The following is a 24,920-nucleotide window of genomic DNA, read 5'->3' on the forward strand; positions in this document are numbered from 1 at the left end:
CGGCGAGTTCGCGGTTCGCGGGTGGCGTCGCCGAGCGTGACCGTAGGCTGTCCGGGTGTCGATCGAAGTGGCGGTGCGGGCCGAAGCGCAGCTTGGTGAAGGCCCCACGTGGGACCACGCCAGCGGGACGCTGCTCTGGGTGGACGTCCTCGGCAGCGAGGTGCACCGCTACAACCCCTCCACCGACGAGGACGCCGTGCTGGACGTGCCGCAGCACGTCGGCGCCGCGAAGCCCCGCTCCGGCGGCGGCCTGGTGGTGAACCTGCGCGACGGCGTGGCGCTGATCGACCGCGACGGCAACAAGACGTGGCTCGTGTACTGGGCGCGCGACGGCGTGCGCGGCAACGACGCCGCGGTCGACCCGGCGGGGCGGCTGTGGGCGGGCACGATGCGCTACGACGAGGACCCCGGCGGCTGGCTGGCGCGGATCGAGCCGAGCGGTGACGCGAAGGTCGTGCTGGACAAGCTCAGCGTCAGCAACGGCATCGGCTGGAGCCCGGACGCGAAGTCGATGTACTTCATCGACTCCGGCGAGCGGCGGATCGACGTGCTCGACTACGACCGCGAGACCGGCGCGGCGACGAACCGCCGCCCGCTGGCCGACGTGGGGCGCGGGCTGCCCGACGGCCTGACCGTGGACTCGTCCGGCGCGGTGTGGGTCGCGCTGTTCGGCGGGGCGGCGCTGCACCGGTACACCCCGGACGGCCGGCTGGACCGGGAGATCGAGCTGCCGGTGGGTCAGCCGACCTCGTGCTGCTTCGGCGGGGTGGACTTCACCGACCTGTACGTGACGACCGCCCGCACCGGGCTGAGCGGTGACGCGCTGAGCGAGCTGGCCGGTTCGGTGCTGGTGCTGCCGGGCGTGGGCGAGGGCCTGCCGTCGGCCGCGTTCGCGGGCTAGCCCCGGCCGTCAGATCGCGTAGGTGGCGCCGGGCGTGGCCAGGGTGACCGGGCCGGAGAACGCCTCGGTCGCGTCCTGGAGCACGCCCTGGCGGTCCGACCACGGCAGCACGTGGGTCAGCACCAGGCGCCCGACGCCGGCGGACGCGGCCACCTCGCCCGCCTCCCGGCCGCTCATGTGCAGGTAGTTGGCCCGGCCCGCCTGCTCGCGCCACGCCGAGTCGGCCAGCAGCAGGTCCGCGCCGCGGGCCAGCCGCACCAGCTCCGGGCAGGGCACGGTGTCGCCGGAGAACACCAGCGACACGCCGCCGTGCGTGATGCGGAACCCGTACGCCTCGCAGATGTGCCGCATGGCGGCGACCTCGACCTGCACGGGGCCGACCTCGTACCGACCGGTGGCCAGCGGCACGAAGTCGAACGTGTCGGTGAGGTCCGTCCTGGCCAGGTCGGCGCGGCTGGCGGCGTGCGCGTTGGCGAGGCGGGACGGCGCGTGGGCCGGCGCGAACACCGGCAGCTTGCGCTCGGTCACGTCATAAGGCGGCTCGGGGTGATCACGCCGGTACACGGTGAGCGAGCTGAAGTCGGCGCAGTGGTCGAGGTGCAGGTGCGACAGCAGCACGGCGTCGAGGTCGAACGGGTCGCAGAGCCGGGTGAGCGGGCCGAAAACACCACTGCCCAGCTCTAACACGATCCGCACGCCGCCCGCCTCGACCAGGTACCCGGAGGTGGGCAGACCGGGTCCCGGCGCGCTGCCCGAACAACCGAGCACCGTCAATTGCATGGGCGCAACGCTAGCAGCCGCGAACGGGGGCAAGAATGCGGAAAGACGACGTCGGACGGCGTTCGAGAACTGTGAAAGATTCACTCGAACGCCCCAACCCGGCCCGTTCCGCAATTCCGCCCATTGCCCTCGGGGCGGTATCGGCGGTCGCGCGACCGGGGCGCGGCCCGCCTACTGCGGCGGGTACCCGAAACTTTCACCGCCCGGCCCACGCGGCCAAACGGGTGCACTCGGCGTTGCCGCAGCTCAACACGCCATTTGAGACTCGCAACATTCACGAAACACGTTGTTCGCGACGGCTCGGCGACAGATAGTGACGACAACTCACGCCGTGATCCTCAAGGAGGAGGGAATGGTCTTGAGAACCCTTCTGGCCGTGGCGCTGCTGCTGGCCGCGCCGCTGCTGTCCGCGAACACCGCCGGCGCCGCGCCCGGCCCGAAAGCGCTTGCCTGCAACGGGTACGTGGCGCTGACCTACGACGACGGCCCGAACGCGCAGTTCACCCGTCCCCTGCTGAGCGCGCTGCGCGCGGCGGGCGCGCGGGCCACGTTCTTCGACATGGGTTCACGCGTGCAGCAGCAGCCGCAGCTGACCCGGGAGACCGCGCAGGCGGGCATGTGGGTCGGCAACCACTCGTGGTCGCACCCGTACCTGACGAACCTGGGCGCCGCCGCCGTGGCCAAGGAGCTCGGCGACACCCAGAACGCGATCCGCAACGCCACCGGCCAGTCGCCGACGCTGTTCCGCCCGCCCTACGGCGCGACGAACTCGACCGTGCAGAACGAGGCCCGCAAGCTCGGCCTGACCCAGGTCATCTGGTCGGTCGACACGCAGGACTGGAACGGCGCGTCCACCGACGCCATCGTGCGCGCCGCGACCGGCGCCAACGCGGGCGGCGTCGTGCTCATGCACGCGAGCTACCAGAACACGGTCAACGCCGTGCCGCGGATCGTGCAGGGCCTTGCGGCCAAGAACCTGTGCCCCGGCCGGATCGACAACTCCGGAAGGGTCGTGGCCCCGTGAAGGCCGTAGGCGCGATCGTGTCGTCGCTGGCCGCCGTGGCGGCGTTCGTGCTGGCCTTCGTCGTCACGCCGCAGGCGTCGGCCGCCGCGCTGACCGAGGTCACCGGCTTCGGCAGCAACCCGAGCAACCTGCGCATGCACCTGTACGTGCCGGACCGCACGCAGGCCAGGCCCGGCGTGCTGCTGGCCGTGCACTACTGCACCGGCACCGGCCCGGCGTTCCACTCGGGCACCGAGTACGCCCGGCTCGCCGACCAGTACGGCTTCATCGTGATCTACCCGTCGGCGACCCGCAGCGGCCAGTGCTTCGACGTGTCCAGCCCGCAGGCGCTGCGGCGCGACGGCGGCAGCGACCCGGTCGGCCTGATGTCGATGGTCCGGTACGTGCTCCAGCGCTACAACGGCGACACCGGCCGGGTGTTCGTCACCGGCGTCTCGTCCGGCGCGATGACCACGAACGTCATGCTGGCCAACTACCCGGACGTGTTCGCCGCGGGCGCGCCGTTCGCGGGCGTGCCGGACGGCTGCTTCGCCACCACCGACGGCTCGGGCTGGAACAGCGCCTGCGCCAACGGTCAGGTGCTCCGGACGCCACAGCAGTGGGGCGACATCGCCCGCAACGCCTACCCCGGTTACAGCGGCGCCCGACCGCGCGTGCAGATCTGGCACGGCACCGCGGACGACACGCTGCGGTACCCGAACTTCGGCGAGACGATCGACCAGTGGACCAACGTCCACGGCCTGTCCAGCACGCCGACGTCCACCGACAGCCCGCAGTCCGGGTGGACGCGCACCCGTTACGGCACGAAGGTCGAGGCCATCTCGCTCCAGGGCACCGGCCACAACCTGCTGGCTTCGGGCATGGCGTTGCGCGTGATCCAGTTCTTCGGGCTGGACCAGAACAACAACACCACCACCAGCACCACGACGACGACCACGGACACCACGACCACGACCACAACGACGACAACCACCACGACCACGCCGCCGCCTGGTGGTTGCAAGGTCACTTACACCGTCAACAGCTGGAACACCGGCCTGACCGCGAGCATCGCCATCGCGAACACCAGCACCAGCGCGCTCAACGGCTGGCAGCTCGCGTTCACCCTGCCCGGCGGGCAGACCATCACCAGCGGGTGGAACGCCACCTACTCGCCCACCAGCGGTGCGGTCACGGCGCGCAACGCGTCCTACAACGGCGCGCTCAACGCCGGCGCGTCGGTCGGCATCGGCTTCCAGGCCGCGCACGGCGGCAACACCGACAAGCCGACCTCGTTCACGCTCAACGGCGTCGCGTGCGCGATCGGCTGACACAGGAGAAGGGCCCCGCAGTGTCGCGGGGCCCTTCTCCGCTCCCGGATCAAGCCCAGAGGTGCCCGTCGAGCCGTTCGGCGGCCTCGTCCAACGTGCCCGCGTAGGCGCCGGTGGACAGGTACTTCCACCCCGCGTCCGCCACCACGAACGCCACGTCCGCCGACTCGCCGCGGACCGCCGCCTTCTCCGCCGCGGCCAGCGCCGCGTGCAGGATCGCGCCGGTGGAGATGCCCGCGAAGATGCCCTCCACCTCCAGCAGCTGGCGGGTGCGGCGCAGCGCGTCGTACGAGCCGACCGAGAAGCGGCCGGTCAGCACCTCGGCGTCGTACAGCTCGGGCACGAAGCCCTCGTCCAGGTTGCGCAGGCCGTACACCAGCTCGCCGTAGCGCGGCTCGGCCGCGATGATCTGCACCTCCGGCTTGTGCTCGCGCAGGTACCGGCCGACGCCGACCAGCGTGCCGGTGGTGCCCAGGCCCGCGACGAAGTGCGTGATCGTCGGCAGGTCCTTCAGCAGCTCGGGCCCGGTGCCGTGGTAGTGCGCGCCCGCGTTCGCCGGGTTGCCGTACTGGTAGAGCATCACCCAGTCGGGGTTCTGCGCGGACAGCTCCTTGGCCATCGCGACGGCCTGGTTGGACCCGCCCGCCGCCGGCGAGAACACGATCCGCGCGCCGTACGCCTGGAGCAGCTGCTTGCGCTCGGAGGAGGTGTTCTCCGGCATCACGCACACCAGGCCGTAGCCCTTGAGCTTGGCGGCCATGGCCAGCGCGATGCCGGTGTTGCCCGACGTCGGCTCCAGGATCGTGCAGCCGGGCGTGAGCGCGCCGGACCGCTCGGCCTCCTCGATCATCATCAGGACCGGGCGGTCCTTGATCGAGCCGGTCGGGTTGCGGTCCTCCAGCTTCGCCCACAGCCGCACGTCCTTCGACGGCGACAGCCGGGGCAGGCCCACCAGGGGCGTGCCGCCGACCGCGTCCAGCAGTGACTCGTACCGGGCCACGACAAGTCCTCCGGTGGTGGGGTCGACCGGCGGGTCAGCCGCCCGCGACGGCCGGGAGGATCGTCACGGTGTCGCCGTCCTTGACCGCGGCCTCCAGGCCACCGGCGAACCGCACGTCCTCGTCGTTGACGTAGACGTTGACGAAGCGGTGGAGCGCGCCCTCCTTGACCAGGCGCTGCTTCAGGCCACCGTGGTTGGTCTCCAGGTCGTCGATGACCTCGGCGAGCGTCGCGCCCGCGGCCTCGACCGACTTCTGCCCACCGGTGTGGGTGCGCAGGATCGTGGGGATGGAGACGATGACGGCCATGCTGGTACCTCCGAGGAGCCGGGTTTGGTGAAGGTGGTGCCGACGTGCCGGTGCGCCGCGGGGCGGACGCGCTCGGGGAGACCTCAGGGACAGTCGGGGGTGTCGTCGGCGCCGGTGTGGGCGAACATGTACGACTCGACGACCTCGACCGGCTCCTCGGTCACCACGCCGTCCACGATCCGGTAGGAGCGCAGCTCGTGCTGCTCCGGGTCCCGGGTGGAGATCAGGACGTAGTGCGCCTGCGGTTCGCTCGCGTACGAGACGTCCGTGCGGGACGGGTACGCCTCCGTCGCCGTGTGCGAGTGGTAGACGACGATCGTTTCCTCGTCGTTCGCGCTCATCTCGCGGTGGACGCGCAGCTGCTCCATCGAGTCGAAGCGGTAGAACGTCGGCGAGCGCTCGGCGTTGTCCATCGCGATGAACCGCTCCGGGCGGTCGGAGCCCTCCGGGCCCGCGATGATCCCGCACGCCTCGTCCGGGTGGTCGCGACGGGCATGAGCCACCATCGCGTCCACGAGGTCACGGCGAATCACCAACACACCCCCATCCTACGTCGTGGGGGAAGTCGTCCCGCCGTGTGAGAACCCGCACTACACCGGTTCGCGCACGCCCGCGGGGGTGGACGGGTCGGTGGCGCGCTCGGCCGTCGCGTCGACGTGCGGCACGCCCAGGAGGCCGCCCGCGCCCAGCGCCGCCAGCCCGACCGCCGAGACGGCCCTGGCCACCAGCCCGAACCCGTGACCGCGCAGCCGGAACGACGTGAGGTAGCACGCGGTCGCCGCCGCGTTGGCCGCCAGCTGCACGAACGCCGTCCGCCGCTGCTCCTCGGGCAGGGTCCCGTACTCGGCCAGCTCGGCCGTCAGCGCCGCCGGCGCGACCGCCAGCCCGGCCCCGATGAACGCCCGCGCCGCCTTGCTGCCGCCGGGCATCACGTCCAGCGCCGCCGACGCCGCGTACAGCCCGATGGGCAGCGCCACGACCGCCGGGTGCACCGGCCGCCCCAGCGCCCGCGCGCGCAACAGGTCGGTCACCTCGCGCCGCCGCAACGCCGCCGGCACCGCCTCCGCCAACGCCCCGGCCGCCTTCCCGACCGCCGGACTGGTCCGCACCCACCTCAACGCCCTCTGCACACCCGCCATAACCCCGGATACCCACCTCACCCCCACCGCAAGCCCCGCGAGTCGAACCTCCACGTCCCGCGTGTCGAACACTCAGGACCCCCGAGTTCAACGTTCGCGTCCACTCAGCCGGGTACGCGAACGTTGAACTCGGGGTACGCGGGGGTTCGACTCGCGGGACGTCAGTGTTCGACTCGCGCGGGGGTGGCGAGTTCGAGGGCGGTGGTGGCGGTGGTGCAGAGGTCGGCCAGCGGGGTGCCGGTGGGGGCGCCCGTGGCGACGGCGAAGACGGTGGCCGGAGCGGTGACGCCCGCGCGGGCGAAGCCGTCGTGGGCCGACATGGCGACCCGCCGGCACTCCGCCGGGTCCAGGTCGGCGTCCACCACGACGAGCCCCACCGCCGTCTCGCCCACGAACGCCAGCGCGGGCGCGTCAAGGGGCAGGGCCGCCTCGCAGGCCGCGTAACCGTCACCCGGAGCGAGCCCCAACGCCGCCGCCGCGGGCACGATCGGCACCACCTCGAACGGCCGCGAGCCCACCGGGAACCCGTGCCCGCGCTCCTCCAGCCACCGCACGACGCCGTCGGCGGCGGTCAGCGAACCCCCGGCCAGCACGACCGCGTGCACCCGCCGCACCAGCGTCGACGGGTCCAGCAGGTCCAGCTCACGCGTGCCCACGGGCGCGCCGCGCACGTCCACCCCGGCCACCGCGCCGGCGGGCGCCAGCAGCACCGCCACCCCCGGCACGCGCCCGACCAGCATCAGTCCATGACCGCTTCGACCAGCGTCTCCTGCACCCACGTCAGCCAGTGGTACACGCCCAGGTGCGGCGAGCGCGGGTCGTCCGGCGGCAGCTCGTCCGGCATCTCCTCCTGCACGTCCAGCGCCGTCCCCAGCGCCAGCCGCACGTCGTTCAACGCCGACAGCCACGCCTCGGCCTGCTCCAGCGCCAACCGCACCTCACCGCCGTCCGGCGGGCACGTGTCCAGCACCACCGCCGCGACCCCGGTCTTGCGGTCCAGCAGCTCCGGCTCGTGCAACGACCGCAGCGCGTTGGCCGAGTCGACCTCACCCGGGTCGGGCGCGTCGGGGTCGAGCCGGTGGAAGTCGGGCAGCAGCCTGCCCAGGATCGGGTCGTCCGGCGGCGTGGACGGGCCGGTGCGGATGCCGGTCAGCTCCGCCAGCTCGTCCTGCGGCGCCTCCTCGGCGCGCGCCAGCAGCATGTCCTGGATCTGGCTCACCAGACCGCGCACCACGGCGGCTTCCTGCCGGTCGAACCGGCCGAGCACCTGGTCGCCGGTGCGCGTCCACTTCTTCACGACGACCGCTGCATGGTCGCCCAGAGCCCGGCCGCGTGCAGCTTGGCCACGTCGGCCTCCACCTTGTCCTTGCTGCCCGACGACACGATCGCCCGGCCCTTGTGGTGCACGTCCAGCATCAACTTGGTCGCGTGGTCGCGGCTGTACCCGAACAGCTTCTGGAGCACGTACGTCACGTAGGACATCAGGTTCACCGGGTCGTTCCAGACCAGGGTCTGCCAGGGGCGATCCTCGGTGCGGACCTCCTCGCCGGCCGGGTCAACCTGCGTCCGCTCATGCTCGACGGGCGTGGTCATACCGCCAATGGTGTCATGTTCCAGCCGGTGGTGAAGCCCACAGGTCCACCTGCGCGCGCGGGCTTAGGCTTTGCACCCATGTCGACGTCGCTGTTCACCGACCACTACGAGTTGACGATGCTCGCCGCGTCGTTGCGCGACGGCACCGCCGAACGGCCGTGCGTCTTCGAGGTCTTCGCCCGGCGGCTGCCCGAGGGCAGGCGGTACGGGGTGGTCGCGGGCACCGGCAGGCTGCTGGACGCGATCGCCGACTTCACGTTCGCCGAGCAGGACCTGGAACTGCTGGAACGCACGCGCGTGGTGGACGACGCGACCCTGTCGTGGCTCGCGGACTACCGGTTCACCGGCGACGTGGACGGCTACCCGGAGGGCGAGCTGTACTTCCCGGGTTCGCCGATCCTGTCCGTGCGGGCGCCGTTCGCGGTCGGCGTGGTGCTGGAGACGCTGGCCCTGTCGATCCTCAACCACGACAGCGCGATCGCCTCGGCCGCCGCGCGGATGGTTGGCGCGGCCAACGGTCGGCGGATGATCGAGATGGGGTCGCGCCGCACGCACGAGGAGGCGGCGGTGGCGGCGTCCCGCGCCGCGTACCTGGCCGGGTTCACCGCGACGTCCAACCTGGAGGCGGCACGGCGGCACGGCGTCCCGACCGCCGGGACGGTCGCGCACGCGTTCACCCTCCTGCACGACACCGAGGAGGAGGCGTTCCGGGCGCAGGTCGAGGCGCTGGGCGTGGACACCACCCTCCTGGTGGACACCTACGACATCACCAACGGCATCAAGACGGCCGTCGAGGTGGCCGGGCCGTCGCTGGGCGGGGTGCGGATCGACTCCGGCGACCTGGGCGTGCTGGCCAGGCAGGCGCGGGACCAGCTGGACTCGCTGGGCGCGCGGAACACCCGGATCGTGGTGTCGGGCGACCTGGACGAGTACTCGATCGCGATGCTGCGGGCGGAGCCGGTGGACGCGTACGGCGTCGGCACGTCCGTGGTGACGGGTTCCGGCGCGCCGACCGCGGGCATGGTCTACAAGCTGGTCGACGTGGACGGGCGGCCGGTGGCCAAGCGCAGCTCGCACAAGGAGTCGCGGGGCGGGCGCAAGAGCGCGCTGCGGCGGCACAAGGAGACCGGGACGGCGCTCGAAGAGGTCGTGTTCCCGCACTCGGAGCAGCCCGCGACGGGTCCGCACGACCGGCTGCTCGCCGTGCCGATGGTGCGCGGCGGCGAGCGGGTGGAGGGGCTGGACACCCTGGCGGAGAGCCGGGAACGGCTGCGTGCCGCGCTCGTGACCGTGCCGTGGGAGGGTTTGAAGCTGTCCCGCGGCGAGCCCGCGATTCCGACGACGTTCCTGTGAGGGGGCTTTCAATGGGCAAGGCGCTGATCGTGGTGGACGTGCAGAACGACTTCTGCGAGGGCGGCTCGTTGGCGGTGACGGGTGGCGCGGCGGTGGCGGCGGCCATCTCGGCGCACGTCGCGTCGTCGTCGTACGACCACGTCGTGGCGACGCGCGACTACCACGTCGACCCGGGGTCGCACTTCAGCGAGACGCCGGACTTCGTGGACTCGTGGCCGGTGCACTGCGTGGCGGGCACGGCCGGCGCGTCGTTCCACCCGGAGCTGGACGTGACGGCGGTGGAGGCGGTGTTCTCGAAGGGCGAGTACGCGGCGGCGTACTCGGGGTTCGAGGGCGCGTCCGGCGGCGGTGAGCGGCTGGTGGAGTGGCTGCGGGCGCGCGGGGTGGAGCAGGTGGACGTGGTGGGCATCGCCACCGACCACTGCGTGCGGGCGACCGCGTTGGACGCGGTGGGCGCCGGGTTCGCGACGACCGTGCTGCTGGACCTGACGGCGGGCGTGGCGCGGGCGACCGTGGACAGCGCGTTGGCGCGGCTCGGCGAGGCCGGCGTGACGCTGGCGGGGACGCCGCGCGTCGGTTGAGAACTGGCTCGGGGCACCCCGGAACGATCGTTCCGGGGTGCCCTGGCGCGTCCTGAGCGTTGAACTCAGGGGTCCTGGACGTAGGACTCTCGCGTCCTCAACGTAGGACTCTCGCGTTCGGGATGTGGGACACGCGGGGGGTCAGGGGGTTGGGGAGCAGGCGGAGGAGCCCAGGACGACCTCGCCGGTGAGGGTGGACGCCTCGGTGAAGCGCAGGTGCAGCATGTTCATCGCGATGCTGCCGTCGTTCGGCTCGGGGTAGGTCGTCTCGCCGAACGTCGCGGTGGCCAGCACCACGCCGCCGCCGTCCTTCACCTCGTGCACGTGGTTCAGCGGGATCTCGGGGGGCAGGCCGGGGAAGCCCTGGAGGCCGTCCGCCGACCAGCCCGCGGCCGAGCCGGACTCGGTGCCCGTGCAGGTGACCTTCCACCGGGCCACCCGCAGCCGCGGCCCGCCGACCGAGACCAGCGCGGACAGCTCGAAGTCGGCGCCGACCGCCTCGGAGTTCGACTTGGTCGTGCCGGTCTCCGGGTCCACCACCTCCACGGTGCACGACGACGAGCCGGGACCGAACCGGACGCCCGTGCGGCTCACCGCCTCGGACGAGTTGGCCGGCGTGCCGTTGACCGCGCACGGGGCCAGCGGCGCGATGTCGACCCGCTGACCCGCCTTGGTGAACCCGGCGGAACCGACCGCCGCGACCCCGGCCGGGTTGGCCGCCCACGCGGACGGCGCCGCGACCAGGCCGAGGACGAGCGCCGCGGTCAGCGACCCGACCCGACGTGCTCGGATGTGCTTCATCGTGTTGCCCTTCTGCTTCGCCTCCCCGGACTATCGAGCCCGCGCGGACGGGAGCTGATGATCTCGGGCGCACATCACCCGCCAGGGGAAACAGCAACACCCGGACGAGTGACCACACCGCCGGTCCGCGGTCAGCACGGGATGCGCACCGGCAGCGGCGTGCCGGAGAAATCACTCGGCAGGCCCACCAGTCGCTCCAACGCGCCGCGCACCCGGGCCGCGGCGCCGCCGTCGCCGAACGGGTTGTGCCCGAGCGGCAGGCGCAGCCGCGCGCCGAGCACCCAGCCCGCCTCGGCGAGGATGCGGATCGGGTCGGTGCCGACCAGCCACGCGCAACCCGCCTCCACCGCGGACACCCGCTCGGTCGCCTCGCGCAGCACCAGCACCGGCACGCCGAACGAGGGCGCCTCCTCCTGGAGGCCGCCGGAGTCGGTGAGCACCAGCGCGGCCCGGCGCAACGCGCGCACGAGGTCGGAGTAGTCCAGCGGCTCGGTCACCACGATCCGGTCGTGACCGCCGAGCGCGGTCCGCGCCGCCGCCCGCACGCCGGGGTTCGGGTGCGCGGGCAGCAGCACCCGCACGTCGGGGTGCCGGTCGGCGAGCGCCCGCACCGCGCGCAGCACCCTGGCCAGCGGCTCGCCCCACGACTCCCGCCGGTGCGCGGTCACCAGCACCAGCCGGTCGGAGCGCTCGTCCAGCACGCGCTCCAGCCGAACCAGGTCGGGGTCGCGGGCGGGCAGGTCGGCGGCGGCGACCCGCTGCACGGCGTCGACCACGGTGTTGCCGGTGACCACGATCTCGCGGTCCGGCAGGCCCTCGCCGACCAGCGTCGCGGCGTCGTCGTCGGTCGGCGCGAGGTGCAGCGCGGCGATCCGGGCGATCATCTGCCGGTTGCCCTCCTCGGGGAACGGCCCGGCGAGGTCGCCGGTGCGCAGGCCGGCTTCCAGGTGCGCCACCGGGATGCCGAGCCAGAACGCGGCCAGCGCGCCCGCCAGCGCCGTCGTCGTGCCGCCCTGGACGAGGACGACGGCCGGGTGGCGCTCGCGCAGCACCCGGTCGAACCGCGCCACCAGCCGGGCCAGCAGCTCGGCCTGCCCGCCGGTCGGTCGCGGCACGTCCAGCTCGACGTCCACGCGCAGGTCGAACGCGCGCAGCGCCTGCTCGACCACGCCGGTGTGCTGCCCGCTGTGGACGATCACGGGCCGGAGCACCGGGTGGTCGGCCAGCGCCAGCGCCACCGGCGCGACCTTGACCGCCTCGGGCCGGGTGCCCGCGAGCAGGACGACTTCCTTCACCTGGGTCACTCCTCTGCGAGTGGTCTCGTGGGGGTGCGGCGCCCCGGCGCGCGACTGGGGGTCGGCGCGCACCGGGGCGCACGCGCGCTACTCGTCGGTCGTGGCTCGTCGCCCGCGCGCCACGCGGGTGAGGCGCAGGCCGGCGGCGAGGAGCACCGCGCCGACCACCACCCACCACGTGACGCCGGCGCCGAGGCCCGCCGACGAGCCGGTTCCGGTGCCGAGCGCGACACCGCCGCCCGGGGCCCGGCACACGGTCAGACCGCCGTGCACTCGCGCCGGCGGCGGAGGGCGACCGCGGCGGCGGGCGCGGCGAACAGGGCCAGCAGGCCGAGCCCGGCGCCGAGGCCCGCGCCCGAGGCCATCGGCACGGGCAGGCCGGCGGGACCGCAGGTGGCGGACGCCAGCACCACGTCGCCCGAGCCGTGCGCGCTGTCGAGCAGGGTGAGGCGCAGGGCGTTGACGGTCAGGCTGCCGTCGGCGTTGCGGACCTGCTCGTTGAGCACCAGCTCGGCGACGACCGCGCCGCGGAGGTCGACGCCGACGGTGGTGCCGGGCGCGGGGGCGGCGTCGACCGCGCCCAGCCGGCCGAGGTCCAGCCCGACCAGCTCCGAGGCGCCGGTGAGCCCCTTCTGGGTGGCCGAGCACCGGGCTTCGACCAGGTCGGCGGACACGCCGCCGGTGACGGACGCGAGCAGGTCCAGCCGGACGTCGGCGGCACTCGCCGCGGAGTGGGCGCCGCCGGTCTTCTCGTCGCGCGACGCGGACGTGCCGATCGCGCCGGTGCTGAGGACGGCGGGCACGTCCACGCCCGCGGACGTGCCGGTGACCGGGCCGTTCGCGTCGGCGGCGGCGAACGGCGCCGACGGCGCCGTTCCGTGGTCCGGCAGCGACAGGGCGAGGCTCGCGCCGTGAGCCGTGGCGTCCCCCGGCGCCGCCTCGGCAGGCGCGGCGCCGACCACCAGCGCCGCGCTTGCGACCAGTCCGGCCACCGCGGCGCGGCGCGTCATTCGGGCACGCATGAAGCTCCTTTCTCGCAACGACTTACCGGTAATTCCCCCTATCGGCTTTCCATCCGTCGGATTAAGGGTTGCTGACCGTAAAGAGGGATCGCGTCCACTCGAACCGCCCAGCAGTTACCACCGAAAGTGGGTGCCGAGCCCGAAATTGCCTCACGTTGTCACTCGATCCGGGGGTTCGGTTGGGGTTGTGCGCATCCGATGTCCACGAGGCAGCCCTTTCGAGCGATCCCCGATCGAGGAAAGGACGCGTCCTGCGGCGACTGCGATGACTGCGATGACTGCGGTACCCCGCACCGAAGACCTCGACCGGGTGATCGTGCTGCCGCTCCTGCGTGAGATGCCCAACTTTGTAGACCTTCGACGGAGACCGGACCAGTGACCGCCGGTTAACCTCCGGGAGCAGTCGATCCTCTGGGAGGTCCCAAGTGTCCGTCCTCGCCGTTCCCGGCCGTCGCGCGGTGCTCGCCGACCTGGTCCCGGGCGCTCTCGCGCGTGACATCGCCCTGGTCGTCGCGGGCGCCGGGTTGACCGGCCTGGCCGCCCAGGTCGCGCTGCCCGTGCCGGGCAGCCCGGTGCCGATCACCGGCCAGACGTTCGCCGCCCTGCTGGTCGGCGCGGCCCTCGGGTGGCGGCGCGGTGGTGCGTCGATGGTGCTGTACCTGATCGCCGGCGTGGCCGGTGTGCCGTGGTTCCAGGGCGCTTCGTCGGGGATGCCCGCGTCGCTCGGGTACGTGGTCGGGTTCGTGTTCGCCGGCGCCCTGGTCGGCCACCTGGCCGCGCGCGGCGGCGACCGGACGCCGTTGCGCGTGGTCGGCACGATGGTCGTGGGCAACCTGGTGATCTACGCGTGCGGCGTCCCGTGGCTGATGGCCGCCGCCGGTGTCGGGCTCGGCAAGGCGCTGGCCCTGGGCGTGACGCCGTTCCTGCTGGGTGACGCCCTGAAGGTCGCCCTGGCCGCCGGTCTCCTGCCCGCCACCTGGGCGCTGGTCGACCGGAAGTAGCGCCGGGGGGCCGATTTCCGGCCCGCGCGGGTCCGGGTCGGGTTGACGGGGTGGGCGGGTACGGTCTTCGCCGTGCCCGCCACCACCGCCATCCCCGACACCAGGACGTTGCTCGCCGTCGCCGTGGAGGCGGTGGGCGGAGCCGAGCGCCAGGGCCAGGTCGACATGGCCGAGGCCGTCGAGCGCTCGATCCGCACCGGCGAGCACCTGGCCGTCCAGGCGGGCACCGGGACGGGCAAGTCGCTGGCCTACCTGGTGCCCGCCCTGCGGCACGCGGTGGCCGAGGAGACCACGGTCGTCATCTCCACCGCCACCATCGCCCTGCAGCGCCAGCTCGTGGACCGCGACCTGCCGCGCCTGGCCAAGGCGTTGCGCAAGGTGCTGGGCCGCGAGCCCCGGTTCGCCATCCTCAAGGGCCGCCGCAACTACCTGTGCATGCACCGCCTGCACTCCGGCGCGCCGGACGAGCCGGAGGAAGCGGGCCTGTTCGACCCGTTCGCGGTGTCCAAGATGGGCCGCGAGGTCAAGCGCCTGCACGAGTGGTCCTCCGACACCGAGACCGGTGACCGGGACGAGCTGGTGCCCGGCGTCACCGACCAGGCGTGGCGGCAGGTCTCGGTGACGGCGCGCGAGTGCCTGGGCGTCAACAAGTGCCCCGTCGGCGTCGACTGCTTCGCCGAGAAGGCGCGCGCCGAAGCGGGCCGGGCGGACGTCGTGGTGACCAACCACGCGATGCTCGCCGTGGACGCCCTGGAGGGCTACCAGGTCCTGCCCGACCACGACGTGGTCGTGATCGACGAGGCGCACGACCTGGTCGACCGCGTCACGTCCGTCGCCACCGAGGAGCTGAGCGCGTCCCTGGTCGCCACGGCCGCGCGGCGCTGCGGGCGGCTCATCGACCAGGGCGTGGCCGACCGGATGGCCGAGGCGAGCGACGGCCTGGCGATGATCCTCGAAGAGCTGCCGGCCGGCCGGCTCGACAGCCTGCCGCAGGCGTTGGCGGGCGCGCTGCGGGCGACCAAGGACGCGGCGCACGCGTGCATCACGTCGCTCGGCCCGGAGCGCAAGGAGGACGTCGACGGCGCGACGTCGCGCAAGCTCGCGATGACGCTGCTGGACGAGGTGCACGACTGCGCCGCCCGCATCCTGTCGGCGTTCGACGAGGACCACGACGTGGTCTGGGTGTCGGGCGACTTCGCCGACCGCGACAAGCCGCCGTCGCTGCGGGTCGCGCCGCTGGGCGTCGGCGGGCTGCTGCGGGAGCGGCTGTTCGGGAAGCGGACGACGGTCCTGACGTCGGCGACGCTCACGTTGGGCGGCACGTTCGACACGCTGGCGCGGCAGTGGGGGCTGCCGGCGGCGTCCGGGGCGCGCAAGGCCGAGGGGACGGCGACCGACAAGGAGCCGCCGTCGGACGCGGGCGGGCCGCGGTGGAGCGGGCTGGACGTCGGCTCGCCGTTCGAGCACGGCAGCAGCGGCATCCTGTACGTGGCGCGGCACCTGCCGCCGCCGGGGCGGGACGGGCTGCCACCGGCCTACGTGGACGAGATCGAGGGCCTGGTGAACGCGGCCGGCGGGCGGACGCTGGGCCTGTTCTCCTCGATGCGCGCGGCGAAGGCGGCTGCCGAGGCGGTGCGCGGCAAGGTCGACCACCCGGTGCTCTGCCAGGGCGACGACGCCACGGGCCAGCTGGTCAAGCGGTTCGCCGAGGACCCGGCCACCTGCCTGTTCGGCACCCTGTCGCTGTGGCAGGGCGTGGACGTCCCGGGGCCGTCGCTGCAACTGGTGATCATGGACCGCATCCCGTTCCCGCGCCCGGACGACCCGCTGGCGTCGGCGCGGCAGAAGGCGGTGGAATCGCGCGGCGGCAACGGTTTCCTGACCGTGGCGGCGACCCACGCGGCGCTGCTGCTGGCGCAGGGCGCCGGTCGGCTGCTGCGCTCGATGAACGACAAGGGCGTCGTGGCGATCCTGGACCCGCGGCTGGCCACGGCCCGCTACGGCGGTTTCCTGCGCGCCTCGCTGCCGCCGTTCTGGACGACGTACGACCCGGAGGTCGTGCGCGCGGCGTTGCGGCGGCTCGCCGCGGCGAGCCGCGACTAGCCGTCCACCAGGAGGCCGCGCAGGGGCCCCTGCAGGCGGCCGGCGCGGCGGGAGACGCCGGGCAGCGCGGTCAGGCGGTGCTTGCCGGACGACTCCAGGGCGCCCCGCCACAGCTCGTCGACCACCTCGTGCGGTGGGCCGGAGACCTCCTCGACCGGGCGCTGGAGGTGTTCGGACCACAGGCGCAGGCGGGCGTCGCGGGCCACGTCGGCGTCGTCGGTCACCAGGTTGACCTCGGTGTCGTTGAACAGCGAGTGCTCGTTCAGGTTGGCCGAGCCGACGCTGAGCCAGCGGTCGTCCACGATCGCCAGCTTGGCGTGCACGTACACCGAGGTCGACGTCTCGCCGTCGTGCGAGGCGAGGGTCGCGGCCACCAGGCGGCGGCTGCCGTCGTCGGCGTCCAGCAACCGGCCCAGCTGGCCGCGGGTCGTGTCGGCGCCGTTGCTCGGCTTGCGCGGCAGCACCAGCACCACGCGGAAGTCCGGGTGCGGCGGGTTGCGCAGCTTGTCCAGCAGCACCTCCGTCACCTCGGGCGACCAGAGGAACTGGTTCTCGATGTAGACGATCCGTTCGGCGGCCCGCAGCGCCCGCAGGTACGAGTCGAGCAGGCTGAACTCGCCGTTCGGGATGAAGTCGTAGGTCCGCTCGGGGATCGTCCGCACCAGCTGCGCCGACGACGACCCGACGGGGGCGGGCGCCGGGACGGGGGGCAGCTCCTCCCCCGCGATCTCCTGCCAGCGCTGCCGGAAGTGCTCGGCCACGTCGGCGACGATCGGGCCTTCGAGCCGCGAGCCGATGTCGTGCCAGCCCAGCGGTTCGCGCGGCGGGTGGGACGGGTCGTCGTGCCGGTCGCCCTCGACCGCGGTCAGGTCCATGCCGCCGACGAACGCGATCTCGTCGTCCACCACGACGATCTTCTCGTGGTGGCAGTGCAGCGTCCGCTCCCGCGCGTCGATCTCGCACCGCACCGCGCTGTCCCTGGTGAACTCGCGCCGGCTCGCCAGCACCCGCTTGCGGGTCGGCTCGAACATCGGCACCGGCGGCCCGGCCCACAGCAGCACCCGCACCGGCACCCGTTCGGCGGCCGACGCCAGCAGCTCGCGCAACGTCGGCGAGCCCGGTTCGCGGGTCAGCCGGAAGTCCGGGCTGGCGCACCACCCCGCCAGGTGCACGGACTTGCGCGCCGACCCGATCGCCTCGGCGATGGCGGGCAGCACCTCGCGCCCGTCCACCAGCACCTCGACCCGGTTGCCGGTCCGCACCGGCGGGCGCGCCGCCCACCAGCCCGACTCGGAGCCGAACACCGCGCCCCAGCCCAGTTTGCGCAACCGTCTCGCGTGATGCGCGCACAGCATGCTCTCCAGCCCGTCACCGAGCTTGGCGTCCACCACGTCCAGCAGGCCCACGCCGGGAGTGGTTACCGCGAATCGGACGGCTCAAACGTTCACGGCCACCGTGGCGGTGCCGGGGGCGACCTCGGTGTACCCGGCGTCGCGGACCAGCACCACGTCCGGCCGCGCCACCAGCGCGTCCCACGACGCCTCCGACGGCGTCCGCACCGCGCACCGGTAGTCCCGCGCCGCCCACCCCGCCAGCTCGGCGTCGGACAGGTGCGGCGCGAGCAGCATCGACGCGTGCCCGACCTGCGCCGCCGCCTTGCCCGCGGTCATCTCCACCCGCGGGTTCAGCCACAGCTCCGGCACGCCCGCGGGCGCCGGGCCCGGCTCGTCGAGCGGCAGCTCGCTGCCCGAGATCTGCAACCGGCTCAGCTCCTTGGGCAGGTCGACCACCCGACCCGGCACGAACGCCCGCACCGACGCGCCGCCGACCGTGATCGTCACGCCCGGCAACGCCTGCACGGCCTCCCAGTGCGCCCCGCGCGCCCGCCGCGTCACCTTGCGGATGCGCCCGCGCACCCACGCCACCAGCTCGTCGTGCCACTCCCCGTCCGGAAGCGCGCGCTCGTCCAGGCACACCGCAATGGCGGCAGCCGCCGCGGCCTCCAGCACGTCGGTCCGGGACGGCGGCGCGGACCGCTCGATCCGCAGCACCACCGGCATCGCCCGCACCGACGCCGGGTCCTCCTCGTCGGTCGAGTAGTTCCGGTCCACCAGCATCCGCAGGATCGGGTTCACAGCCGGTTCAGCTCCAGTCCGTCCGCCGCGTCGGCGGCCTCCACCTCCGCGCGGGTCACGCCGAGCACGAACAGCACCGCGTCCAGGAACGGGTGCGACAGCGCCGTGTCCGCCACCTCGCGCAACGCGGGCTTGGCGTTGAACGCGATGCCCAGCCCGGCCGCGCCGAGCATGTCGATGTCGTTCGCGCCGTCGCCGACGGCCACGGTCTGCGCGATCGGGACGCCCTGCTCCTCGGCGAACCGGCGCAGCGCCACCGCCTTGCCCGCCCGGTCGACCACGTCGCCGACGACCCGGCCGGTCAGCCTGCCGTCCACGACCTCCAGCTCGTTGGCGGCGCAGAAGTCCAGCCCCAGGTCGTCCACCAGCCGCTGGATCACCCTGGTGAACCCGCCGGACACCACGCCGCAGCGGAACCCGAGCCGCTTCAGCGTCCGCACCGTCGTCCGCGCGCCCGGCGTCAGCTCCAGCGACTCGGCGACCTCGTCCAGCACGGCCTCGTCCAGGCCCTCCAGCAACGCCACCCGGCGGCGCAGCGACTCGGTGAAGTCCAGCTCACCGCGCATCGCCGCGTCGGTGATCTCCTTGACCTGCGGCTCCACCCCGACGTGCGCGGCCAGCATCTCGATCACCTCGCCCTGGATGAGCGTGGAGTCGACGTCGAACACCACCAGCCGCTTCGCCCGCCTGGTCAGCCCGGCCCGCTCGACCGCGATGTCCAGCCCGCCGCGCACCGCCACCTCGGCCAGCGCCGACCGCAGCTGCCCGTCGCTCTCCGGCGTGTCGTCGGCCACGGAAACCCGCAGCTCAAGGCCGGTGACCGGGTAGTCGGCGACGCCGCGGATCGCGTCGATGTTCACGCCGAGCGACGCCAGCAGCCGCGCCACCTCGGTGAACGCGCGGGCGGTGACCGGGCGGCCCAGCAGGATCAGCACGTGGCTGGACTCCAGCCGCGCGGTCCGCCTGGAGTCGGCGCCGATCTCCACCTCGACCTGCATCGCCACCGTCGCCATGGCCTGCTCGACGGCCTCCTGGAGCCCTTCGGGGTCGCGGTCGGCCGCGACGAGCACGCCGAGCACCAGCCGGCCGCGGATGACGACCTGCTCGACGTCGAGGATCTCCACGCCGTGCCGGGTCAGCACCGCGAACAGCACCGAGGACACCCCCGGCTTGTCCGGTCCGGTGACCGTGATCAGGACGGGCGTGGCGCTGGGCTTGGTCACTGATGGCTCCTATGCCAGACAGCGGCGAGCCCCGACGACCGGGGTGGTCGTCGGGGCTCGCCGTTGAACCTGCGCTCAGGTTACAAGCGTCACTTGTGGTCGCCCTCGGTTCCCTCCGAGGCTGTGCCCGACTGCACAGCTTCGGCGGCCACCTCGGACGGCGCCTTCTTGGCGTCCTCGTGCGCGATCGCCTTGCCGGTGAACGTCACGTGCGCCTCGTCGTGCATCCGCTCGATCATGTGCGGGTAGTGCAGCTCGAAGGCCGGGCGCGCCGAGCGGATCCGGGGCAGCTCGGTGAAGTTGTGCCGCGGCGGCGGGCAGGAGGTCGCCCACTCCAGCGAGTTGCCGAAGCCCCACGGGTCGTCCACGTGCACGGTCTCGCCGTAGCGGTAGCTCTTGAACACGTTCCAGATGAACGGCAACGTGGACGCGCCCAGGATGTACGCGCCGATCGTGGAGATCACGTTCAACGTGGTGAAGCCGTCACTGGCCAGGTAGTCCGCGTACCGGCGCGGCATGCCCTCGTTGCCCAGCCAGTGCTGCACCAGGAACGTGGCGTGGAAGCCGAGGAACGTGGTCCAGAAGTGGAGCTTGCCCAGCGGCTCGTCCATCATCCGGCCGGTGATCTTCGGGAACCAGAAGTAGATGCCCGCGAAGGTGGCGAACACGATCGTGCCGTAGAGCACGTAGTGGAAGTGCGCCACCACGAAGTACGTGTCCGACACGTGGAAGTCGATCGCCGGCGCGGCCAGCAGGATGCCGGACAGGCCGCCGAAGAGGAAGGTGACGATGAAGCCGATGCTGAACAACATCGGTGTCTCGAACGTCAACTGCCCCTTCCACATGGTGCCGATCCAGTTGAAGAACTTGATGCCGGTCGGCACGGCGATCAGGAACGTCATGAACGCGAAGAACGGCAGCAGCACCGCGCCGGTGGCGTACATGTGGTGCGCCCACACCGCCACGGACAGCGCCGCGATGCCCAGCGTCGCGTAGACCAGGCCGTTGTAGCCGAAGATCGGCTTGCGGCTGAACACCGGGAAGATCTCGGACACGATGCCGAAGAACGGCAGCGCGACGATGTAGACCTCGGGGTGGCCGAAGAACCAGAACAGGTGCTGCCAGAGGATCACGCCGCCGTTGGCCGGGTCGAACACGTGCGCGCCCAGGTGCCGGTCGGCCAGCAGGCCCAGCAGGGCCGCGGTCAGGATCGGGAACGCGAGCAGCACCAGCACCGACGTCACCAGGATGTTCCAGGTGAAGATCGGCATCCGGAACATGGTCATGCCGGGCGCCCGGAGGCAGACCACGGTGGTGATCATGTTGACCGCGCCGAGGATGGTGCCCAGACCGCCGACGACCAGGCCGGAGATCCACAGGTCGGCGCCGACGCCGGGCGAGTGGATGGCGTTGGACAGCGGCGTGTAGGCGAACCAGCCGAAGTCCGCCGCGCCGCCGGGGGTGAGGAAGCCACCCATCACGATCAGGCCGCCGAACAGGTACAGCCAGTACGAGAAGGCGTTGAGCCGCGGGAACGCGACGTCCGGCGAACCGATCTGCAGCGGCAGGATGAAGTTGGCGAAGCCGAAGACGATCGGGGTCGCGTAGAGCAGCAGCATCACCGTGCCGTGCATGGTGAAGAGCTGGTTGTACTGCTCGCTGGACAGGAACTGCATGCCCGGGCGGGCCAGCTCGGTCCTCATCAGCATGGCCATCGCGCCGCCCACCATGAAGAAGGCGAACGACGTGACCAGGTACATGATGCCGATTTGCTTGTGGTCCGTGGTGCGGAACATCCGCAGCAGGAACGAACCCTTGACCGCCTCGCGAGTCCCGAAGGGCCGCGTTGCGATCGGCTGCGGGGCTACGGCCGTCACGGTGCCTCCTGCACTGTCTGGTTCTGGCGTTGCCGGTGGGTGGCGCCGCCGGCTCATCGGATCGTAGACGGCTGGGTTCCGGGGGGCTGCGCTGGGCCGGTCCCCGGATCAACTGAGGTAGCGCAGGTCACAGTGTTGGATTGCCGCTGCTTCGCAGGCGGCGGGCGAGGTCGCTGGGAAGTCGACCGTTCACCCCTCGATTCCCGACGATCGGAAAGCGTGATCGTCGGGAATCGAGGGGTGAACGGTCGACGCGACCTCGCGTGGGGGTGAGGGGGGAGAGAGGGGGCGGGGGGAAGGGAGGCGGGGTCTTACGTGATTCGAATGTTGGGGTGGGGGTGGTGGGGGGTGGTGCGTGCCACGATCGGTGGGTGCAGGGACTCGTGCTGGTGGTGGAGGATGAACGGGCCATAGCCGAGTTGATCGGGCTCTACCTGCGGCGTGATGGGTTCGGGGTGCAGGTGGAGGTGGACGGGCGCGCGGCGTTGGCGGCGGTTCGGCGGCTCAGGCCGGTGGCGGTGCTGCTGGACGTCGGGCTGCCGGGGTTGGACGGGGTCGAGGTGTGCCGGGCGATGCGCGCGGCGGGTGACTGGACGCCGGTGCTGTTCGTCACCGCCCGTGACGACGAGGTGGACCGGGTGCTCGGGCTGGAGCTGGGCGCGGACGACTACGTGACCAAGCCGTTCAGCCCGCGCGAGCTGGTGGCCAGGGTGCGCACGGTGCTGCGGCGGGGCGCGCCGCGGGTCGACCCGGTGCACGTGCTCGGCGACGTGCGGCTGGACGGCGACCGGCGGCGGGTGTGGGCGGGTGACGTCGAGGTGGCGCTGACGTCGACCGAGTTCGAGCTGCTGGCGCACCTGATGCGGCACCCCGGCCGGGTGTTCGCGCGGGAGCAGCTGCTCAGCGCGGTGTGGGGTTACGCGGCGGCGGCGGGCACGCGGACGGTGGACGTGCACGTGGCCCAGTTGCGGGCGAAGCTCGGCGGGCGCAGCCCGATCCGGACCGTGCGCGGCGTCGGGTACTCGGCGGAGCCCTCGTGAGGCGGACGAGCCTGGCGTTCCGGATCGCGGCCTTGTGCCTGGCGGTGGCCGCGGTGGCGGTGGTGGTGGCCGGGTTGGTGTCGGCCCGGCTGGTGCTGACCGCGTCCCGCGAGGTGACCCGCGAGGCGTTGGCCGACCAGGCGGACGTGGTGGCCGAGCAGCTGGACGTCGGCCGGGCCGGCCGGCTGCGGGTGGTCGAGGTGCTGCGCGGGCAGGGCATCGCGGTGGTGCTGATCGGGCCGGACGGCGGGCTGCGCGGCGAGCCGCAGGCGGTCCGGGCGGTCCGCCAGGTCGGCGGCGGGTCCGGCACGGCGGGCACTCGGCTGGTGGAGGTCCGGCCCGGTGTCGCGCTGGTCCAGGAGACCGCGACCGGCAACGGGCCGGGGCGCACGCTGCTGCGCGACATCGCGCTGGCGCTGGGCGTCGGGCTGCTGGTGGCGGCGGTGGCCGGGTCGCTGCTCGGCAAGCTGGTCGCCCGGCCGCTGCGGCGGACGGCGGCCGTCGCGCACACCATGAGCGGCGGTCGGCGGGACCTGCGGGCGCCGGAGCACGGGCCGGCGGAGGTCGCCGAGGTCGGCGGGGCGGTGAACGCGCTGGCCGACGCGCTGGCGCGCAGCGAGGCCAGGCAGCGGGAGTTCCTGCTGTCGGTCTCGCACGAGCTGCGCACGCCGTTGACCGCGGTGACCGGGTTCGCCGAGTCGCTGGCCGACGGCGTGGTGTCCGGGCCGGACGTGCCGGGCGTCGGCCGCACCATCCAGCAGGAGGCCCACCGGCTGGACCGGCTGGTCACCGACCTGCTCGACCTGGCCCGGCTGGGCGCGGACGACTTCCGGGTGGACCTCGCCCCGGTCGACCTGACCGGGCTGGTGGCGGCGGCGGCCGAGGTGTGGCGGGCGCGGTGCGCGGCGAAGGGCGTCGAGTTCCGGCTGGAGGCGCCCGCGCACCCGGTCGTGCGGACGACCGACCCGCGCCGGTTGCGGCAGGTGCTGGACGGGCTGTTGGAGAACGCGCTGCGGCTCACGCCCGCCGGTCGGCCGGTGGTGCTGTCGCTGGACGACGTGCTGCAGGTGCGCGACGGCGGCCCGGGGTTGTCCGAGGAGGACTACCGGGTGGCGTTCCGCAAGGGCGCGCTGCACGCGAAGTACGAGCGGTCCCGGCCGGTCGGCACCGGTGTCGGCCTCGCCCTGGTGCACGGCCTGGTGACCAGGCTGGATGGCACGATCGAGGTCGGTCCCGCGCCCGAGGGCGGCGCGGCGTTCACGGTGGGGTTGCCGGATGCGTGAGCTGGAAGTGCGCTGGTGGGAGGCGGTCGGCGAGTTGGGCGGCGCTCGCGGGCCCGGGGACCTCGCCGACCGGTACGCCGAACCGCACCGCGGCTACCACAACACCGACCACGCGCTGGCCGTCGTGCGGGACGTGAACCTCCTGGCCGTCGACCGCACGGCCCGCGAGCGCGCTGTGCTCACCCTCGCCGCCCTGGCGCACGACGTCGTCTACGACGGCGAGCCGGGCGTCGACGAGAGGCGCAGCGCCGAGTGGGTCCGGGAACGGCTCGCCGGGCTGCCCGAGGCGGACGCGGTGGCCGACCTGGTGCTGGCCACCGCCGACCACGTCTCGGACGACCCGCTGACGTGCCTGCTCCTGGACGCCGACCTGGCCGTCCTCGGCTCCGACCCGGCGGGCTACGAGCGCTACCGGGCCGCCGTGCGCGCCGAGTACGCGCATGTGCCGGACGACGCGTGGCGGGTCGGGCGCGCGAAGGTCCTGCGCACCCTCGCCGGGCGCGACCCGCTGTACGCCACGCGCGCGGCGCGCGACCGCTGGGAGGAGCGCGCCAGGACGAACCTGGCCGCCGAGCTCAGCTCGCTCGGTGACCGGCCATGAGCACGTCGTACGTCGGGAACGCCTTGGCGATCTCGCTGCCGGTGAAGTTGCCGACCCAGCCGTCGTCGTCGTGGAAGAACCGGATCGACACGTAGTCCGGCCGGGTGCCCATGTCGAACCAGTGCGTGGTGTTCGCGGGCACGCTCAGCAGGTCGCCCGCCTCGCACAGCACGGCGTGCACGTGCCCGTCGACGTGCAGGTAGAACACCCCGGAGCCGCGCGCGAAGAACCGGTCCTCGTCGTCGTCGTGGGTGTGCTCGGCCAGGAACTTCAGCCGCGCCTGCCCGGCCGACGCCCGCCACTCCGGGTCGTCCGAGGGGGTCATCTCCATCGCGTCGACCAGGGTGTACCCCTCGGCCTCGGTCACCCCGGCGATCCGCTCGGCGTACGCCTCAAGGGCGTTCTCGCTGGTCACGCCGGGCACGACGGGCCACTGCTCGTAGCGGACGCCGAGCTGCTTCAGCCGCACGGCGATCTCACCAGGGTCGGAGGTGCGCACCACCACGGCCTCGGGGTCGGTGTCGGACCACACGGTCAGCAACGTCATCGCG

General features: G+C 73.0%; 27 protein-coding genes. 10 read left to right on the forward strand and 17 right to left on the reverse strand.

Going from position 1 to position 24,920, the window contains the following annotated elements; all coding sequences use genetic code 11:
* The first annotated feature begins 55 nt into the window (after window positions 1-55).
* Window positions 56-901, forward strand: coding sequence for an SMP-30/gluconolactonase/LRE family protein (locus AB0F89_RS01320; protein WP_367131712.1), 846 nt, complete (start codon window positions 56-58; stop codon window positions 899-901).
* A 9-nt stretch (window positions 902-910) separates the two neighbouring features.
* Here AB0F89_RS01320 and AB0F89_RS01325 read toward each other — a convergent pair whose 3' ends face one another.
* A complete protein-coding gene (locus AB0F89_RS01325) occupies window positions 911-1,681 on the reverse strand; it encodes an MBL fold metallo-hydrolase (RefSeq protein WP_367131714.1) in 771 nt (256 codons plus the stop codon).
* 352 nt (window positions 1,682-2,033) lie between these two features.
* Here AB0F89_RS01325 and AB0F89_RS01330 point away from each other — a divergent pair, with 352 nt between their 5' ends.
* Entirely contained in the window at window positions 2,034-2,705 is a 672-nt protein-coding gene (locus AB0F89_RS01330) for a polysaccharide deacetylase family protein (protein WP_367131716.1), read from the forward strand.
* Entirely contained in the window at window positions 2,702-4,015 is a 1,314-nt protein-coding gene (locus tag AB0F89_RS01335; protein WP_367131718.1) for a PHB depolymerase family esterase, read from the forward strand. The genes AB0F89_RS01330 and AB0F89_RS01335 overlap by 4 nt, the downstream gene beginning before the upstream one ends.
* Before the next feature lie 49 nt (window positions 4,016-4,064).
* Here the strand turns inward: AB0F89_RS01335 and AB0F89_RS01340 are convergent, their stop codons facing one another.
* The 7 genes from AB0F89_RS01340 to clpS form a co-directional block, all read right to left on the reverse strand.
* Window positions 4,065-5,015, reverse strand: a complete 951-nt coding sequence (locus tag AB0F89_RS01340) for a PLP-dependent cysteine synthase family protein (protein WP_367131720.1) — start codon at window positions 5,013-5,015, stop codon at window positions 4,065-4,067.
* Window positions 5,016-5,049: 34 nt separating this feature from the next.
* Window positions 5,050-5,322 carry a MoaD/ThiS family protein gene (locus tag AB0F89_RS01345; protein WP_158846499.1) on the reverse strand — a complete coding sequence of 91 codons (273 nt, stop codon included), beginning with the start codon at window positions 5,320-5,322 and terminating at the stop codon, window positions 5,050-5,052.
* 83 nt (window positions 5,323-5,405) lie between these two features.
* Window positions 5,406-5,861: a Mov34/MPN/PAD-1 family protein gene (locus AB0F89_RS01350; RefSeq protein ID WP_367131722.1), complete on the reverse strand. Its 456-nt coding sequence runs from the start codon at window positions 5,859-5,861 to the stop codon at window positions 5,406-5,408.
* A gap of 51 nt (window positions 5,862-5,912) precedes the next feature.
* Window positions 5,913-6,461: a DUF2231 domain-containing protein gene (locus AB0F89_RS01355; RefSeq protein ID WP_367131724.1), complete on the reverse strand. Its 549-nt coding sequence runs from the start codon at window positions 6,459-6,461 to the stop codon at window positions 5,913-5,915.
* A 161-nt stretch (window positions 6,462-6,622) separates the two neighbouring features.
* Window positions 6,623-7,201, reverse strand: a complete 579-nt coding sequence (locus tag AB0F89_RS01360) for a peptidase S58, DmpA (protein ID WP_367131726.1) — start codon at window positions 7,199-7,201, stop codon at window positions 6,623-6,625.
* Entirely contained in the window at window positions 7,201-7,758 is a 558-nt protein-coding gene (locus AB0F89_RS01365; RefSeq protein WP_367131728.1) for a DUF2017 domain-containing protein, read from the reverse strand. The genes AB0F89_RS01360 and AB0F89_RS01365 overlap by 1 nt, the downstream gene beginning before the upstream one ends.
* Window positions 7,755-8,054, reverse strand: coding sequence for an ATP-dependent Clp protease adapter ClpS (clpS, locus tag AB0F89_RS01370; RefSeq protein WP_367131730.1), 300 nt, complete (start codon window positions 8,052-8,054; stop codon window positions 7,755-7,757). Before clpS ends, AB0F89_RS01365 begins: the two co-directional genes overlap by 4 nt.
* 78 nt (window positions 8,055-8,132) lie before the next feature.
* Between clpS and AB0F89_RS01375 the strand changes: the two genes are divergently transcribed.
* A complete protein-coding gene (locus AB0F89_RS01375; RefSeq protein ID WP_367131732.1) occupies window positions 8,133-9,407 on the forward strand; it encodes a nicotinate phosphoribosyltransferase in 1,275 nt (424 codons plus the stop codon).
* Window positions 9,408-9,418: 11 nt separating this feature from the next.
* A complete protein-coding gene (locus AB0F89_RS01380) occupies window positions 9,419-9,988 on the forward strand; it encodes an isochorismatase family protein (protein ID WP_367131734.1) in 570 nt (189 codons plus the stop codon).
* Between the two features lie 141 nt (window positions 9,989-10,129).
* Here AB0F89_RS01380 and AB0F89_RS01385 read toward each other — a convergent pair whose 3' ends face one another.
* The 4 genes from AB0F89_RS01385 to AB0F89_RS01400 form a co-directional block, all read right to left on the reverse strand.
* A complete protein-coding gene (locus AB0F89_RS01385; protein WP_367131736.1) occupies window positions 10,130-10,789 on the reverse strand; it encodes a hypothetical protein in 660 nt (219 codons plus the stop codon).
* Window positions 10,790-10,920: 131 nt separating this feature from the next.
* A complete protein-coding gene (wecB, locus tag AB0F89_RS01390; protein ID WP_367131738.1) occupies window positions 10,921-12,084 on the reverse strand; it encodes a non-hydrolyzing UDP-N-acetylglucosamine 2-epimerase in 1,164 nt (387 codons plus the stop codon).
* 87 nt (window positions 12,085-12,171) lie between these two features.
* Entirely contained in the window at window positions 12,172-12,339 is a 168-nt protein-coding gene (locus AB0F89_RS01395) for a peptidase (RefSeq protein ID WP_367131740.1), read from the reverse strand.
* Window positions 12,340-12,341: 2 nt separating this feature from the next.
* Window positions 12,342-13,106, reverse strand: a complete 765-nt coding sequence (locus tag AB0F89_RS01400) for a choice-of-anchor P family protein (protein WP_367131742.1) — start codon at window positions 13,104-13,106, stop codon at window positions 12,342-12,344.
* 425 nt (window positions 13,107-13,531) lie between these two features.
* Here AB0F89_RS01400 and AB0F89_RS01405 point away from each other — a divergent pair, with 425 nt between their 5' ends.
* Together AB0F89_RS01405 and AB0F89_RS01410 are read left to right on the forward strand one after the other, a co-directional pair.
* Window positions 13,532-14,107 (forward strand): biotin transporter BioY, encoded by a 576-nt coding sequence (locus AB0F89_RS01405; protein ID WP_367131744.1) that lies wholly within the window; start codon window positions 13,532-13,534, stop codon window positions 14,105-14,107.
* Window positions 14,108-14,272: 165 nt separating this feature from the next.
* The gene (locus AB0F89_RS01410; RefSeq protein WP_367138646.1) at window positions 14,273-16,210 is read left to right on the forward strand and encodes an ATP-dependent DNA helicase; all 1,938 of its coding nucleotides are present in this window, start codon (window positions 14,273-14,275) and stop codon (window positions 16,208-16,210) included.
* On the opposite strand, the gene AB0F89_RS01415 is transcribed toward AB0F89_RS01410, so the two are convergent.
* The 4 genes from AB0F89_RS01415 to ctaD all read right to left on the reverse strand — a co-directional run bounded on the left by AB0F89_RS01415 (window position 16,207) and on the right by ctaD (window position 21,445).
* Window positions 16,207-17,616 (reverse strand): phosphatidylserine/phosphatidylglycerophosphate/cardiolipin synthase family protein, encoded by a 1,410-nt coding sequence (locus tag AB0F89_RS01415; RefSeq protein ID WP_367131746.1) that lies wholly within the window; start codon window positions 17,614-17,616, stop codon window positions 16,207-16,209. The two genes, AB0F89_RS01410 and AB0F89_RS01415, sit on opposite strands and share 4 nt — an antisense overlap.
* Before the next feature lie 30 nt (window positions 17,617-17,646).
* Window positions 17,647-18,327 carry a peptidyl-tRNA hydrolase gene (locus AB0F89_RS01420; protein WP_367138648.1) on the reverse strand — a complete coding sequence of 227 codons (681 nt, stop codon included), beginning with the start codon at window positions 18,325-18,327 and terminating at the stop codon, window positions 17,647-17,649.
* Window positions 18,328-18,341: 14 nt separating this feature from the next.
* A complete protein-coding gene (gene serB, locus AB0F89_RS01425) occupies window positions 18,342-19,568 on the reverse strand; it encodes a phosphoserine phosphatase SerB (RefSeq protein ID WP_367131748.1) in 1,227 nt (408 codons plus the stop codon).
* A gap of 89 nt (window positions 19,569-19,657) precedes the next feature.
* On the reverse strand, window positions 19,658-21,445 hold the full coding sequence (ctaD, locus tag AB0F89_RS01430; protein ID WP_367131750.1) for a cytochrome c oxidase subunit I: 1,788 nt from the start codon (window positions 21,443-21,445) through the stop codon (window positions 19,658-19,660).
* A 371-nt stretch (window positions 21,446-21,816) separates the two neighbouring features.
* On the opposite strand from ctaD, the gene AB0F89_RS01435 reads away from it, so the two are divergent.
* From AB0F89_RS01435 to AB0F89_RS01445, 3 genes are read left to right on the forward strand one after another with little or no spacing between them, the layout of a single operon-like run.
* On the forward strand, window positions 21,817-22,485 hold the full coding sequence (locus AB0F89_RS01435) for a response regulator (RefSeq protein ID WP_367131752.1): 669 nt from the start codon (window positions 21,817-21,819) through the stop codon (window positions 22,483-22,485).
* Window positions 22,482-23,768 carry a histidine kinase dimerization/phospho-acceptor domain-containing protein gene (locus tag AB0F89_RS01440; protein ID WP_367131754.1) on the forward strand — a complete coding sequence of 429 codons (1,287 nt, stop codon included), beginning with the start codon at window positions 22,482-22,484 and terminating at the stop codon, window positions 23,766-23,768. The genes AB0F89_RS01435 and AB0F89_RS01440 overlap by 4 nt, the downstream gene beginning before the upstream one ends.
* The gene (locus tag AB0F89_RS01445) at window positions 23,761-24,369 is read left to right on the forward strand and encodes a hypothetical protein (protein WP_367131756.1); all 609 of its coding nucleotides are present in this window, start codon (window positions 23,761-23,763) and stop codon (window positions 24,367-24,369) included. Before AB0F89_RS01440 ends, AB0F89_RS01445 begins: the two co-directional genes overlap by 8 nt.
* On the opposite strand, the gene AB0F89_RS01450 is transcribed toward AB0F89_RS01445, so the two are convergent.
* Window positions 24,344-24,916 (reverse strand): acireductone dioxygenase, encoded by a 573-nt coding sequence (locus tag AB0F89_RS01450; protein ID WP_367131758.1) that lies wholly within the window; start codon window positions 24,914-24,916, stop codon window positions 24,344-24,346. The two genes, AB0F89_RS01445 and AB0F89_RS01450, sit on opposite strands and share 26 nt — an antisense overlap.
* Between the last annotated feature and the right edge of the window lie 4 nt (window positions 24,917-24,920).

The organism is Saccharothrix sp. HUAS TT1, assembly GCF_040744945.1.
Classification (GTDB): Bacteria; Actinomycetota; Actinomycetes; order Mycobacteriales; family Pseudonocardiaceae; genus Actinosynnema.

Bases quoted from the DNA above. Each gene is read 5' to 3' on its own strand.
- AB0F89_RS01450 (WP_367131758.1), bottom strand. From the start codon at position 24,916: ATGACGTTGCTGACCGTGTGGTCCGACACCGACCCCGAGGCCGTGGTG.
- clpS (WP_367131730.1), bottom strand. From the start codon at position 8,054: ATGACCACGCCCGTCGAGCATGAGCGGACGCAGGTTGACCCGGCCGGC.
- AB0F89_RS01385 (WP_367131736.1), bottom strand. From the start codon at position 10,789: ATGAAGCACATCCGAGCACGTCGGGTCGGGTCGCTGACCGCGGCGCTC.
- AB0F89_RS01445 (WP_367131756.1), top strand. From the start codon at position 23,761: ATGCGTGAGCTGGAAGTGCGCTGGTGGGAGGCGGTCGGCGAGTTGGGC.
- AB0F89_RS01360 (WP_367131726.1), bottom strand. From the start codon at position 7,201: ATGCTGGTCGGGCGCGTGCCGGGGGTGGCGGTGCTGCTGGCGCCCGCC.
- AB0F89_RS01400 (WP_367131742.1), bottom strand. From the start codon at position 13,106: ATGCGTGCCCGAATGACGCGCCGCGCCGCGGTGGCCGGACTGGTCGCA.
- AB0F89_RS01325 (WP_367131714.1), bottom strand. From the start codon at position 1,681: ATGCAATTGACGGTGCTCGGTTGTTCGGGCAGCGCGCCGGGACCCGGT.
- AB0F89_RS01410 (WP_367138646.1), top strand. From the start codon at position 14,273: ATGGCCGAGGCCGTCGAGCGCTCGATCCGCACCGGCGAGCACCTGGCC.
- AB0F89_RS01420 (WP_367138648.1), bottom strand. From the start codon at position 18,327: ATGCTGGTGGACCGGAACTACTCGACCGACGAGGAGGACCCGGCGTCG.
- AB0F89_RS01380 (WP_367131734.1), top strand. From the start codon at position 9,419: ATGGGCAAGGCGCTGATCGTGGTGGACGTGCAGAACGACTTCTGCGAG.
- AB0F89_RS01345 (WP_158846499.1), bottom strand. From the start codon at position 5,322: ATGGCCGTCATCGTCTCCATCCCCACGATCCTGCGCACCCACACCGGT.
- AB0F89_RS01375 (WP_367131732.1), top strand. From the start codon at position 8,133: ATGTCGACGTCGCTGTTCACCGACCACTACGAGTTGACGATGCTCGCC.
- AB0F89_RS01330 (WP_367131716.1), top strand. From the start codon at position 2,034: ATGGTCTTGAGAACCCTTCTGGCCGTGGCGCTGCTGCTGGCCGCGCCG.
- AB0F89_RS01355 (WP_367131724.1), bottom strand. From the start codon at position 6,461: ATGGCGGGTGTGCAGAGGGCGTTGAGGTGGGTGCGGACCAGTCCGGCG.